The organism is Spiroplasma endosymbiont of Lasioglossum villosulum (assembly GCF_964020195.1).
Classification (GTDB): domain Bacteria; phylum Bacillota_I; class Bacilli_A; order Mycoplasmatales; family VBWQ01; genus Spiroplasma_E; species Spiroplasma_E ixodetis_A.
Genome location: NZ_OZ026539.1, coordinates 215,188 through 230,407, shown reverse-complemented (window position 1 = coordinate 230,407; position 15,220 = coordinate 215,188). Strand labels below are relative to the sequence as shown.

At 23.9% G+C, this 15,220-nt stretch carries 12 protein-coding genes and 1 pseudogene; all 13 read right to left on the bottom strand.

Features of this window, described 5'->3' with window-relative positions; all coding sequences use genetic code 4:
- Positions 1-2 precede the first annotated feature (2 nt).
- Positions 3-1,619 (bottom strand): tyrosine--tRNA ligase, encoded by a 1,617-nt coding sequence (gene tyrS, locus AACK81_RS01310; protein WP_338961884.1) that lies wholly within the window; start codon positions 1,617-1,619, stop codon positions 3-5.
- 8 nt (positions 1,620-1,627) lie between these two features.
- Positions 1,628-2,086: a hypothetical protein gene (locus tag AACK81_RS01305; RefSeq protein ID WP_338958961.1), complete on the bottom strand. Its 459-nt coding sequence runs from the start codon at positions 2,084-2,086 to the stop codon at positions 1,628-1,630.
- A gap of 237 nt (positions 2,087-2,323) precedes the next feature.
- Positions 2,324-2,620 carry a helix-turn-helix transcriptional regulator gene (locus AACK81_RS01300; RefSeq protein WP_338961883.1) on the bottom strand — a complete coding sequence of 99 codons (297 nt, stop codon included), beginning with the start codon at positions 2,618-2,620 and terminating at the stop codon, positions 2,324-2,326.
- 33 nt (positions 2,621-2,653) lie between these two features.
- A complete protein-coding gene (gene whiA, locus AACK81_RS01295; protein ID WP_338961881.1) occupies positions 2,654-3,601 on the bottom strand; it encodes a DNA-binding protein WhiA in 948 nt (315 codons plus the stop codon).
- Between the two features lie 23 nt (positions 3,602-3,624).
- The gene (trxB, locus tag AACK81_RS01290) at positions 3,625-4,590 is read right to left on the bottom strand and encodes a thioredoxin-disulfide reductase (RefSeq protein WP_338961879.1); all 966 of its coding nucleotides are present in this window, start codon (positions 4,588-4,590) and stop codon (positions 3,625-3,627) included.
- A complete protein-coding gene (locus AACK81_RS01285; protein WP_338961877.1) occupies positions 4,574-5,776 on the bottom strand; it encodes a prolipoprotein diacylglyceryl transferase in 1,203 nt (400 codons plus the stop codon). Before AACK81_RS01285 ends, trxB begins: the two co-directional genes overlap by 17 nt.
- Positions 5,777-5,809: 33 nt before the next feature.
- A pseudogene (gene hprK / locus AACK81_RS01280) lies at positions 5,810-6,757 on the bottom strand (HPr(Ser) kinase/phosphatase).
- 488 nt (positions 6,758-7,245) lie between these two features.
- Positions 7,246-8,421 (bottom strand): hypothetical protein, encoded by a 1,176-nt coding sequence (locus AACK81_RS01275; protein WP_338961876.1) that lies wholly within the window; start codon positions 8,419-8,421, stop codon positions 7,246-7,248.
- A gap of 54 nt (positions 8,422-8,475) precedes the next feature.
- Complete coding sequence (locus AACK81_RS01270) at positions 8,476-9,432, bottom strand: SGNH/GDSL hydrolase family protein (protein WP_338961875.1); 957 nt, start codon at positions 9,430-9,432, stop codon at positions 8,476-8,478.
- Between the two features lie 26 nt (positions 9,433-9,458).
- Positions 9,459-10,373 (bottom strand): hypothetical protein, encoded by a 915-nt coding sequence (locus AACK81_RS01265; protein WP_338961873.1) that lies wholly within the window; start codon positions 10,371-10,373, stop codon positions 9,459-9,461.
- A gap of 196 nt (positions 10,374-10,569) precedes the next feature.
- On the bottom strand, positions 10,570-11,046 hold the full coding sequence (locus AACK81_RS01260; RefSeq protein WP_338961872.1) for a hypothetical protein: 477 nt from the start codon (positions 11,044-11,046) through the stop codon (positions 10,570-10,572).
- A 143-nt stretch (positions 11,047-11,189) separates the two neighbouring features.
- The gene (locus AACK81_RS01255) at positions 11,190-12,053 is read right to left on the bottom strand and encodes a hypothetical protein (protein WP_338961871.1); all 864 of its coding nucleotides are present in this window, start codon (positions 12,051-12,053) and stop codon (positions 11,190-11,192) included.
- A gap of 55 nt (positions 12,054-12,108) precedes the next feature.
- On the bottom strand, positions 12,109-14,979 hold the full coding sequence (uvrA, locus tag AACK81_RS01250; RefSeq protein WP_338961870.1) for an excinuclease ABC subunit UvrA: 2,871 nt from the start codon (positions 14,977-14,979) through the stop codon (positions 12,109-12,111).
- Between the last annotated feature and the right edge of the window lie 241 nt (positions 14,980-15,220).

The window sequence follows — 15,220 nt, the reverse complement described above, 5'->3', positions numbered from 1 at the left end:
CCTTATTTATGAACAACTATAAAATAATGACGCTTACCTTTTTTTATAACTGTTACTTGATTATTAATTGCGTTTTTTTTACTAATAAGAAAATTTATATTGGTAATTCTTTCACCATTAACAACAATTGAACCTTGCATAATTAGTTCTCTTGCTATTCTTTTTGAATTACAAATTTGATTATTAACTAAAAAATCAATTATTTGTTCATTATGATTAAGATTAAAATGTGGTACATCTTTTAAAACCTGTAAAATCTCAGATGATTTCATTTGATGAATCCGATCGTGGAAAAAAGCATTAGTAATATTAATAGCACTAAAATATCCATTTAATTTATGAATAAATACTGTTAATAAAGCTGCTAAAATCTTTTGTCCATAATGTTGCTTAACATCACTATTATGAATTACTAAAATTTTTGCTATTTGTTCTTCACTAAATAAAGTTAAAGAATTAAAAAAAGTAGGCAAATCTTTATCTTCTTGATTAAATAAAAATTGATATAACTCATAAGGTGAAGTTTTTTCACTATTTAAAAATATAGCACCTTTTTCGCTTTTACCAAATTTTTCACCATTAGATTTAGTTAATAAATTAATAGTAATACCAGCAGCATGATGTTCATCACCTTTTTGTTTTCTAATTAAATCTAAACCGACAGTAATATTTCCTCATTGATCACTACCACCAGATTGAATATAACATTGCTCTTTTTCATATAAATGATAAAAATCATACGCTTGTAATACCATATAAGAAAATTCAGTATAAGAAATTCCAGAATTTAAACGATTAGCAATCATTTCTTTGCCTAACATTTGATTAACATTAAAATGCTTACCAATATCACGCAAAAAAGTTGTAATTGTTAGTGGACCTAATCATGTTTGATTATTAATAATTTTAATTGGCTTAATTTTATTGTTTAATGTTCCCAATGGTAATTTTAAAAATGTAATTCAAGTTTCTACATAACTATCACAATAATTTAACAATTGTTTAAAAGAAAGATTATTTAAATCACTTTTCATAGTAACTCACTTTTGATCAAAATTACAAATTTCATATAAAGTTTTTAATAATGATGCTGATAATCCTAATTCTTCTCAAGGTAAGGGCAATGTTTTTAAAATACTACTTAAAGTCTGTTGATATTGATTATTTGGATTAATACTTTTAATAATCATTTCTAATGTTTCATATTCTTTATCATTTAATAAATTACATGTTTTAATTAATTCTAATGATGTTAAATTATCAATATTTTCATAACTTAATAATGTCACTAACTGCTCTTTTATTTTTCTAACATTAGTTTGTAACACATTTTCATCTAATAAATTACGTTCTTTATTTTTACCACTTGGATCACCGATCATTGCCGTTGTACCACCAATAACAGCAATTGGTTGAAAACCAAATATAGCAAAACGATGCAATAAAATAATTTGTAGTAAATTACCTAAATGTAATGAATCATTACTTGGATCAAAACCACAATATATTCCTTTTCCTAATTTTCCTGCATTAATTACTTTATCTATGCTACTAATATCTTTTAAGATATTACGTCATTTTAATTCGTCAATAATATTGGAATTTATTATATTATTCATAGCATCTCCTATTTATTTTCATCTAAAATATCATCAACTAACAAATCAATAGTTGTAATAACTGTATCGTTATTATTACTTGCATTATTGTAATTAATAGATGTAGTTTCTTTAAATATTTTATCGCGAAATTCTAGATAGCGCGATGGTAAACTATCATATATTTGTTGTTGTTCTCTATTTTTTTTAATTTGTGCAATTCTAGTATTATCAAGATTACTAGAATTATTATACGCTACTTCTTTTTCACGAAAAATATTTTCTTTAGTTTTTTTATCAACATATTGCTCAATAGTGCTAGAACTGCTATCGGCTTTTTTAATATTAATTGGAATCGTAGTTATTTTTTGATGATTAAGACCAAATATAGGTGAAATAATACTACTTAATTGATAAGGTTCTTTTTTAGCGTTATCAACATTAGTAGTAACATTTTCAATTTCAACTTCTGTATTTTCTATTGTCATAATAACTCCTTAATGATAATCAATAATTAAATTATAACATTTTAATGATTAATTATTCCTAATATAAGGTGAATAAATTTCATAATCTTCATTAAGATAAAATAATTACTAGTGAATATCAATTAATTTTATAAAAAGTACTAATAACTTTTCTCAAATTTATTTTTAATAAAAAATAAAATAATAAAAAAGTAGTACTTGTTTATAAAGTACTACTAAAAGTGTATTAAATTGATTTTATTCAACACTAAATGTGTCATATAAATTTGAAGTATCAATATTATCAAACCCTACAGCAAAAAACTCACTAATAGATGAATCCAACCCATTAATTATTTTTAAGATTGCAACTAAAGATACGTTTCTTGTTCCTCTTTCAGCATCAGAAATATAATTACGATGTAGGCCGCTTGCTTCTCCAAGTTTCTCTTGTGAAAATTTTCTACCTTTTTGATTACGTAAAGTTTTCATTCGTTTTCCAAAAGCATTCAATAAATTTTGACGACCTTTGCTTAAAATTTCTTTCTTTTTCATTGTATGGCCTCCTCTTATACTTTTATTATTAACTTACAATGTTTCTTGATACTTTTTCTTAATTTCGCGAATTAAATGATTAACCCCAGACTTAGTAATGACAAAACCGGTTTCTTGATAGTAAAGTTCACCCAATTCTGAAAGTGATGCTTCAGGATTTTTTAATCTTAAATTTGAAATAATTTGAGCTTTTAATGACAACGCTTTGAAAAGTTTTTTATCTTTTAAAACAGAAATCATTATAACTTGCTGGTCTCCAGCATTTAAAATTTTTTGTTGATTAAAAATATCAATATTATTAAAACGATTAATATTATTAAATAATTCTCGTGAAATACGTTTATCTTCAAAAGCGAAAACTGCTTGTGGACAATCAATTATTTTTAAAAAGTCAGAAATTACATTAGATTTTTTTAGATAAAGCACCGTTTTATTACGACGTTTTATTGTTTTAAAGTTTAATTTAAAAGTTTGTAATAAAATATTTTTAATTTTTTTAGCCAACATATCATTATGAAATTGTAATTCCAAATGGTAGTTAGGTGTTGAAGGAGAATTGATACTGCCAACTACAAGGAAGATTCCTGCGATATACGCTCTTATACAATGCTCTTTTATTATATGCTGGTGCATAGCTTCTTTCTCAATAAAAAGATATTTATCTTGAAGCATTAAATCATTAATAATAAAATCAATTTTATTATTAATACGAATATTATACACCTTTGGACGCTCAAATTTATTTAAAACATCCACCATAACTATCAATTTTACGTCTTTATATTGATTTTTTAAAAATTTATATATTAACCTAGTGGTTTTGTTATGAAAACTATGAATAATAATCTCATTATTTATTTTATCTGAATTTGTAATCTTACCATTAATAAGCGAATATGCTGATAGCAAAGATTTCTGACAACAATTTTTAAAACTTTTTTGACAGATTTCATCTTTTACACTTGTTGTAAATGATATCATTACTATCACCTCAATTGTACACTTTATTCATTAAAATTATCAATAAAATTTATTAAATATTGTGCTGCAATCGCTCCATCGTTAACAGCAGTTACTATTTGTCTTAAATTTTTAGCAATTACATCACCAGCTGCATATAATCCCGGGATTTTAGTTTGACACTTATCATTAACTATAATATAACCATTGCTATCGTAAATATCTAAATCTTTAACAAATTTTGTAACAGGATCAGAACCAATATAAGGAAATAAGGCATCAGTAGTAATTTCACTAATTTCCTTAGTCTTAATATTTTGAATTTCTAATTTACCTACTTTTTTCTTATCCTCAGTACCTAATACTTTTAATACAACATGATCAGTTATTAAATTAATATTTTCATTATTTTTAACTTTATTAACGGTTTTATCATCAGCACGAAATTGATCACGACGATGAATAAGATTAACTTTATTAGTAAATCTTGTTAAATATAAAGATTCTTCACAAGCAGCATAACCACCACCAACTACACTAATAATTTTATTCTTAAATAAAGCACCATCACAAACAGCACAATAAGAAACACCACGATTAGAATATTCCTCTTCACCAGGAACACCAATTTTACGTTCTAATGAACCAGTAGCTATAATTACTCCTTTAGCAATAAGAATATCACCACTACTTAAAAGGACTGTTTTAATTTTATGATTTTCACTATCTGTAATTTTAATAACTTCATCAGTAACAAATTCAACTTGTAGTTTCTCAACTTGCTTTTGCATTTTTTCTGATAATTCAGGCCCTAAAATATAATCATAACCTGGATAATTTTCAATTTCAGAAGTTTTAATCATTTTTCCACCAACAATATATTTTTCAATAATCACAGTTTTAAGATTTGCTCTTTGTGCATAAATAGCAGCTGTCATTCCTGCTGGACCACCACCAATAACTACTAAATCATAATCATATTTATTTTCTTTATTAGTATGATTTTTCATATAATCATTCTCCTTTACGAAATCTTGATGGTGCAATAATTTGTGCAAATATTACTAAAATAACACCTAAAATAATTCACATTCCAGAAACTATCATTGAAGTTGAAACATTGGCTATTTTCATAATGTCTCTATTATCACGAAGTGGTTCTAAAATCATTCTAATAATACCATAAAAGACAAAGTATAAACTACCTGATACTCCTGCATATGTTACTCGATAATTATTAGGATTATACATAGTATTTAAAGATTTAGAATGTGGTTGCATATTATATTTAATCTTTAAATATCATTTTTTTATCTTTGATTTAACTTTTGAATGTTTTTTAACATCTTTTCAAGGTATTTTTTCAACACTTTTAACACTATTCTTATTGGGTATAAAATCAAAATATGCTTGTTTTCAACTTTCATATTTAAATTTACGATATCCATGAATTTTTTTAATAACTGTTCAAGGTTTTAAAAAATCTTTTACAACAATTGGATTAGTCTTTAAAGGCAAAATAAATTGCGAAGAATCTAATTTTCATGGTTTTTTATTAAATATTTGTCCTGTTTTTGGTACAAAAAACGTTAAAAAGAATCAACCAAATAATGAAGATAATGACTCATATAAAAATAAAGGTTGACGATAAACAGCAACAGGATCTGGTTTATCACTATTAAAACCATAATGTAAATGATTATTTATTCATGTTGGTAATCAACTGAAAGGATGACCAACATCAGTTCCTAGTAATTCTTGATTAAAAAAATTACCTCATCTACCAATTGCTTGACCTAATAAAATATTTGGAACAATACAATCAATAAAAACTCACATTGAAATTTGTAACTGCTTTGAAGTACGATAAAAAATAAAGAATCCTACTATCATTCCAACTGTAACGCCTCCTTCAATTGCCATACCACCTCTTCAAACGGCAACTACATCAAGTGCATTTTCAATTGTGCTAGTATTATTAAGAACATATCATGCTCTTGCTCCTATTAATCCTGCTAATGCAATAACTAATGTTCCTCATTCTAAAGTTTTAGTTGGAATATTACGACAATATAATTTTATTCATGAAGCAATGACAGCAGTTAAAAACCCTACTGCCATTAATACCGAATAAATATGAATTCCCGTTCCCGGAATATCGGTAATTAAACTATTGTATCCATCATCATTAATCATATTTTTTTCCTTTTTGATAATTTAATAATTAAATTATTTCTTTTTTGTTAAATTTCTAATTATTTGTTTTTGAAAACTAGCAGTAGCGTCTTGACTTTCATCTTTTAATTTTAAACTAATAACTGCTGCTTCAATTAAATCAGCTAAATTTCTTCCTGGACTAACAGGAATAATTATTTTAGGCACTTTAATTTCAAAAAAAACATCAAAGTTATTATGATCACCAAGTCGATCAACTTTAGTTCAACCATCATTTTCAATTCTAATTAAATTAATAATTAAATTTACTTGACTCTCATGCATTATAACATGATATCAATACATTTTGGTAATATCTAGGATACCTATTCCTCTAATTTAAATTAAATTTTTAATAATCGGATTAACTTTTCCTACAATTTTATTATTGACTTTTAAAATATCAATACTATCATCACCAACAAATAAGTGCCCATTACGTAATAAATCTAATGTTGTTTCTGATTTACCAATACCACTTTCACCTGTAATTAGGACACCATAACCAAAAATATTTACTAAAGTACCATGTAAACGTTTAGATTCAGATAAACGTTCAACAATATACGTAGAAACTGTTGCTGCAAATTCAGAAGTAAAAAATAATACTTCAATAATTGGAACTGTTGAATTAATTGATTTAGCACAGTCACATAATTCTTTTTTAAATTTAAAATTAGGTGTTACAAAAATAGCAGGAATATGATCTTCTAAAATATTACTAAAATGGTTCTTAAATTCTGTTTTTGGTAAAGAGGAAATATATTCGCTTTCTTTACTGCTTAATAAAATTATACGACGACTACGTGAGATTTGTTTAGTTTTAAATCCTGTTAACTCTAAACCACCACGATTAGTACCAATATTAGTAATAATTCTTTTTTCAATTGGAATTTTGGGATTAATATATAAAATTGTTAAATTAAATTTTGTTACTATTTCGCCAACACTAAGATTTTCCATACTTAATTTCCTGCCTTTTATAATTAAAATTTTTGATTAATTTTAAACATAATATAATTATATATAATATATCAACAGAAAGTTTATTATTAACAAAAATATACATAAGTTTCTAAAAACATTAAAAAAACTATTGAATAATATAATAAAAAATTACTAAACATTTCATTATCAAATAAAAATTATTATGATATAATTCTTTAAAAATTGTTAAAAATTAAAATATTAGAAATTAGTGTTAACTTTTTATGAATAGCAACTATATTCCTTTTCAATTAGTATTAAAAAATATTATCTCATCATCTATCAATCAAAATTTAAATCATATTTATGAAACTATTGATAAAAATAAGAATGAAAAAATACTGGTGATTTAGTTTCTGAAAAATGAGATTATCATTTTATTAATTATTTAGGACAACTAAGTCCAAATGGAAGTGGCACGCCTCCACAATTACCACCAAGAAATAAAATATAAATAAATATTACTAGTTAATATTATCTAAAATTTGAATAATAGTTTTAACTATCTTTGCAGCATTTTTTTCATTCTTAAGAACATGTAAATAATCTTTTAAATATTTAAAATTTTCTATATCATTTTCTATTTTTATAAATATTTCTTTAGCAGCATAACCAGTTGAAGCTATAGGAATTATTATTTTATTTTTATTTCTAGCAATTTCAAATTCATTTAATACACCTTTTGATAAAACAATATTATTATTTTTATCCATTTTATTACCAAAAATAAATAGTACAATGTCTGCTTTATCTATTAACTGATTACGATATTCTGGTCAACTTTTTTTAAGTTGTTGCGGAAATGGTCATACATCAAGAATATTATCCAAAACAATACTATTTTCTTTAGCATACTTAACAGCACCACTTACTATTTCATCACCAACGCCGATTCCAAATGCATTTATTATTTTCTTATTTTCTTTACATAAGAAATTTGATAAATCAAATACAAATTTTTTACTTTTCTTTATAGTACCAAATTCTTCATATTTATTAGCTATACCCGAAATAAAAATATTTCTCTTCAAATTATTATTAGTTGCAGAATTAAATATTTCTGCTTTTGAATCGCAATAATTGTTTAATAATAATGTTTTAAAATTAATGTTTTTAAAACAATTGTGACTTATAGAATTGAATAACTCACCATAAATTGTCAGAGAAAAAGAATCGTTTGAAAACCGTAATTCTGTTTCAGGAATAAATTTACTATATAAACTATTTTCTCCTATTGTTCCATCGCCAACACCATAATATTTATCATTAATATCCAAATTAAGTGCAGTTAAATCAATTGCATAATAATATCATACTTTAGTGCTTATTTTTGAAGCATAATGAGTACCTAAAAAGTAAATAGGTGTATCTTTTGTTAAAAAAATACCAGTTTCTTCTCTCATTTCATTATAAACTGTTTCCAAAGGATTATTATTTTCCACTCCACCAGTAATTGAACTATATTTACCCAGCTTATTTTTATTAAATAAAGGATTACTCTCACATGTTTGCATAAAATAACGACTACCATCATCTTTAATTATAAATGGTAATATTGCAACACCTTTGTTATTACATCAAGGTTCTTCAACACCATGCATAAAGTCTACTTTAATTAATTTAACTCATTCTTTTTTCATATTTATTTTTTCCTTTATAATAAAATTATAACTCTTATAAATAAATATTTCTAATTAATTCTTATTATTATTTATTAATTTAATTAATTCTTGAGCGATAATATTATGTGCTCATTTATTAGGATGAATGCTATCAAAAAAGAAATAATTATTAATATTTTCTTCATTAACACCTTCATTGAAATGAGGAACAATAATACCATTATTAATTATTTCACTAAAATCAGTAGTAACTGCTGCATCAATAATATTGTTATTAATATTCAAGCTTTTAAACTTATTAATAGCATTTGTTATCGCTGCAAACATATCATATTTAATAATATTTTTTTTATTTTTATTTAATTCTTCAATAACACTATCTAACATTTTATTAAAATTAGTAGTTAAATTTAAAATACGTTCCTTATCTTTTTCTTTATTTTTAAATAAAGGGATAATACTCATATTAGGAACATTACATAATAAAATACGTTGAGCACCCTTATTTATCAATTTAGTTAAAGCATTTTTTATTAACTCAACTGCTTTATTAATAATTTCTTCTTGGTCGTTTAATAATAATTGTTTAAAAGCATATAAAATATCATTACCACCAAACTCTACTAAAATTATATCATTACTATTAATATGATGCTGACTAATTAAAGCATCTACTTGATGAATAATATCAAAATGATTAATAACAAAACTTTCTACTGTTAATTCTTTTTTTCTACTAGCTAAAGCTCCACTAACTGCATAATTATTACCAATTTGCTCATCAGCAAATAAAAAAAGGTCAAATCTTCAAGCAGAAGTTAAATTTATATGCAAATAATCGGCAATAATTTGTGCTGCCACAGGACCATTAGAAAAAGAATTTTTATAAAATGGTGGCAACATTTTAACTATTTTAGATATCTTTAAATGCTTAAAAAGAGCTGTAAAACCACTTACTAATGCTCCTGTGTCTGATAAACTATTTCCCAGAACATAAAAGTTACCTTTTATTTTTTCATTATTATTCATAACTTCTCCTTTATTTATTTTAATTTTTAATTATTTTTTTCTAAATTTATTTTTGAAAGATTATCAAATAATTTATCAGCTGTTTTTTTATTATAACAAACAAAATAAAAAATTATTATATCCTTCAATCAAATTAATGCATCTTTTATATCTTCTTTTTTAAGTTTATTTATTTTTTCAACTTTAGTTGGTTTTTTATGTTTTAATAATCCTGTATCATTATATAAAATTCAAATTCTATCTGTAAATTTATTACCAAAATATTTTATAAAATCTTCTTTACTATTTTCTAAATATTCGTGATAAATCCTAATCAGATTACTTTTTAATTGCTCTATTTCATTATTTTCAATGCTTAAGTCTAATAAAATATCTTTAATATTTTTTTCTATAGAAATTTTTTCTAGCAAACCAATAGTTTTATCTTTAATTATATGATAAATCTTTCAAGTAGCATGTTCTTGATTTAGATTCTTAAATTCAATAAATGCATAACCTAATAATTTTATTAATTTATTTATTTCATTATTTACTTTTTTATATTTATAAGTTACATTTGTATAATCTAAAACATAATTTCCAACATTACTATTTAAAAATAATTGTACCGTATTAAAAATATTATAAAAAAATTCTAAACTATGTAATAATAACTGCTTATGTTTATTAGAATCTAGTAATAACTTTACATTTACATCTAATATATTTTCATATTCTGGATTTTGTTTTAATAAAATTTTAAAATTTGAACAATCAAATATTTTATCAGAAGCCAAATTAAATGCATCTTCAATATTATAATAATGTTGATACTTTAAACGATCTCTATTATTTTCATAATAACAAGTAATAATTTCAGTAATATTATCTTTTACAATTTCTAATTGAGATTTTATTTTAATATCTTTATTTTCTAATTTTTTTCAAATACTACTTAACATTCATAATTACTCCTGACTTAAAACTTGTTTATTACTTTTAAACAAATTAACATATTTTTTTAAAATTTTAATACTAAAATTTATCTTAATATTTATTATATTTTAATAATTTTATAAAAATTAATTATTTAAATAAAATAAATAAATAATTGTATTATTTTAACTTTGTGATATTACTGAAAATAATTATCTTAATTTAAATAATAGAATTTCCTCTTTGTTTATAATCTTTAATAATATTAATAGTAATTAATGTTGCCATTAAACAAGTAATACAACTAATAATATTTAAAACAACAGCAACAATAGTAATTTGATATGAAAAAACTTTATTATCATTAAATTGAGGTAAAAGCACAATAACACTAATAATTTCGCAACTTGTTCCAATAATACCTAAACAAAAACTAATAAAATCAAGCGAAATACTAAATTGATCTTTTCGATATAATTTCATATTTTGTTTTATCAAAGTTTTCTTTAATCTAATTAAACGGAACATTAAGAAAAAAGGTAGAAAAGCTAAAGTAAAACTAGTAATATCAAAAAAAATTGCAACAACAGTTATTCAAAGTGATGCTTTATCATTATCTCAAAAAGGTTGTAATGCTAAAATACTTAGAATTCCCAAAAAAATACCTATTAAACCAGTTCCAAAACTTATTAAATCCATTTTAAGAATTTTTTTATTAAAATTTAAAAAATATACTCTTTTTTCCAAAGTGACAAATCCTTTCATGTCTATATATAAGTAAGATTTTATCATATAAATGAAAATAATTTTCTCCAATTTTAGATTACAAATAAAAAGAATAACTATAGTTGTGTTATTAATCTATTATTTGTTGAAATTTCAGTATTTTGTACATTAATTGAATTTATTTCCTTAACAAGAGAGACAATATTTTCTTTAAATAAATTAAGTCTTTGTCTTTTTTTTCTAATTTTTATTTCAACTTTATTCAAACTTTTTTTGATATTACAAATTTTTAATCCAATTTTATAAAGTTGCTCTTTTTGATTATTTAAAACAACTTTTTCACATTCTATTCTATTAACTAATCTTATTTCAAAATTATAATAACCAAAAGTTAAAAACTTAACTAATTTACTTTTAAATTTAAAAATCTTACTTGTTTTTTGTTTTTGAAAAACTTCTAATTTTTTAAGACTATTATTATGAAAATTTAAAATAATTTCTTGTTGATTATTAATTTTATATAATTTCTCTTTTAATTCTCATTTTTTACTACTTAATTTACAATTTAATTCTATTTTTAATGCTGTAATTTTATCAATGAGTTTATCCTTTTCCTTCTGTTTTTGTTCCTCTCATATTAAAGTAAATTCAAGTAATTCAAACTCTAGTTCTTTATCTCATGGGAAAAAATTTTCTTTTTCAAACTTAAAAGAAAGAAATTCAAGTTCTTTTCTTTCATCATTAATTACTTCGTCTTTTACTTTCACTAAAAATTTTTGCATTCATTGATACTGTTTTTCCATTATTTTTAAATTTTTTTTAAAAAAATCTTTTTCAAAAAAAATAAATCAATATTCTAAGTATTGTATATTAGAAGAAGTACTAAAAACTTCTTTTAACTTTATTATATTACTTTTAACATTTTGTATAGTTGAATTTATAAGTATTTCTTTTAAATTTGGTACTACTTCTAAAGACATTTTATTTCTCCACTTCTTTTGTTAAAATTCAAGAATACTACAGAAAATATTTTAATTATTTTCTATTCAAATCGCGATTAATAACTTCTTTTAAATATTGTCCAGTATAAGACTTAGGATTTGTTATTACTTGTTCTGGTGTTCCTGTAGCAATGATTTCACCACCAAATTTACCACCCTCAGGTCCTAGATCAATAATGTAATCAGCAACTTTAATAACTTCTAAGTTATGTTCAATTACAACAACAGTATCACCATGATTAACGATTTTATTTAAAACTTCAATTAACCTTTTAATATCATCAACGTGTAAACCAGTAGTTGGTTCATCTAAAATATACATAGTTTTGCCAGTAGCACGTTTTTGTAATTCTTTAGCTAGCTTCACTCTTTGTGCTTCACCACCAGATAATTCAGTAGCAGGTTGCCCTAATTTTACGTATCCTAATCCCACTTCTTGTATCATTGCTAATTTTTTATGGATTTTTGGATGATTAGCAAAAAAAGTTAATGCTAAATCAACAGGCAGTTCTAGTACATCATAAATATTTTTACCTTTATATTTAACTTGTAATGTTTCACTATTATAACGTTTTCCTTCACAAATTTCGCAAGTTACATAAACATCTGGTAAAAAATGCATCGCAATTTTAATAACACCATCGCCAGAACAACGTTCACATCTTCCTCCTGGTACATTAAATGAAAATCTACCTTTAGCATATCCTCTAATTTTTGCTTCTGGTATTTGTGTAAATAAATCACGAATATCATCAAAAACTGAAGTATAAGTAGCCGGATTACTCCTTGGTGTTCTGCCAATTGGTTCTTGCGAAATAGCAACAATTTTATCAATAAATTCAATCCCTTTTATTGCTTTATGTTTTCCTAGTCGTTGTCCCTTTAAACCCAAATACTTTTGAATACTAGTATATAAAATATCATTAACAAGCGTTGATTTACCACTTCCTGAAACACCAGTAACACAAATAAATTTACCTAAAGGTAATTTAACATTTATTTTACGTAAATTATTAGCTTGTGCTTCTTGAATTTCAATAACTTTACCATTACCACTTCTTCTTGATTTAGGTAACGCAATAAATTTTTCACCATTTAAATATTTTCCAGTAATTGAATTAGGATTATTAGCAACTTGCTGTGGTGTACCTTCAGCAATTACTTCACCACCATAAATTCCGGCTTTTGGACCAATATCAATTAATCAATCTGCTGCTCACATTGTATCTTCATCGTGTTCTACTACTAATAATGTATTATCAAGATCTCGCATTTGTTTTAAAGTTTCAATTAACTTAACATTATCACGTTGATGTAAACCAATTGAAGGTTCATCAAGAACATACAATACTCCCGTTAATTGTGAACCAATTTGAGTTGCTAATCGAATTCGTTGTGATTCACCACCAGATAAAGTTTGTGCCATTCGTGATAAGTTTAAATAACCTAAACCAACATTAGTTAAAAAACTTAAACGATTAATGATTTCTACTAATATTAATTTAGCAATTTCTTGTTGATAAGCTAATAATTTAATATTTAACATAAATGTTAAACTTTCTTCGATGTCTAAATTAGTATAATGACTAATATTCATTTCTTTATTATTTTCATCTTTAATTTTAACTGCCAATGCAAATTCATTTAATCTTGTTCCTTGACAAGTTAAACAAGTGCGTTCACTCATAAATTTACGATAATAATCACGGGCAAAATCACTAGTTGTTTCTAAAAAACGTCTTTCAATTAAAGTGGCAATGCCTTCAATATAATCATGATTAGGATATTTACGACCATTTGCCGAAATAATACTGAAAGTAATGGCTTCATCACTACCACGCATAATATAATTAAGTTGTGTTTTTGTTAAATTTTTTAATGGCTGATTCAAATCAATTAAATAATGATAACAAAGAACTTTTAATTTTTGTCATTCTAAATTACTAGTACCAACTAAGTTTTTATAATACTCAATGCCACCATCATTAATTGATAGTTTTAAATCTGGCATTAATAATTCTTCGTCAACTTCTAATTTTACTCCCAAGCCTTTACAATCAAAACACGCTCCACTTGGTGCATTAAAAGAAAATAAACGCGGTTCTAAACTGGGAATTGAAAATCCACAAATTTTACAAGCATATTTTTGAGAAAATAATCACGTTTCATTTGTTTGCGATAAAATAACCTTTGCTAAACCATTACTATGATTTAAAGCAACTTCTAAAGCATCATGAATTCGTGAAATAGTATTATCATCATTGGTAAATTTAATACGATCAATAACAATATCAATATCATGACGTAATGATTTATTCAATTCAATTGGTTCATCTAAACTATATATTTTATTATTAATTTTAACTCGCAAAAAATTTTCTTGTTTTAATTTTGCTAATAAATCTTGATGACTACCTTTTTTAGCATTAATAACTGGTGCTAAAATTTCAATATTAGTATTATCTTCTAACGTTTTAATTTTATTAACCATTTCTTTTAAAGTTTGCGTGCTAATTGGACCATGACCCTTATTACAATAAGGAGTTCCAATTCGTGCATAAAGTAAACGCAAATAATCATAAATTTCAGTAACAGTACCAACAGTACTGCGAGGATTATTACTTGTAGTTTTTTGATCAATAGAAATTGCTGGTGCTAAACCATCAATAGCATCAACATCAGGTTTTTCACTGTTTCCTAAAAATTGACGAGCATAGGCTGAAAGTGATTCAACATATCTTCGCCTTCCTTCTGCATAAATTGTATTAAAAGCTAATGATGATTTACCACTTCCTGAGACACCAGTAATAACTACTAACTTATACTTTGGAATTTTAATATTAACATTTTTTAAATTATGTTCACGTGCACCTTTAACAGTAATATATTTTTGATTATCTGTCATTTATTCCTCCACTTATATGCTCTTTCTAATTAATTATATACTATATATAGTTAACTTTAATAGCATTATTGCTAATTAATATTAAAGAATATCAATTATAATTAGTTTAAAATATTATCTAAATCAATATTTAAAATTTTAAAATTATTTATTGCAAAAGAAAGTATATAAAAACTTAAATTACAAAAAAATGAACAATATATATTCAAAAATGAAATACAGCAATTGCTCATTTTATAAT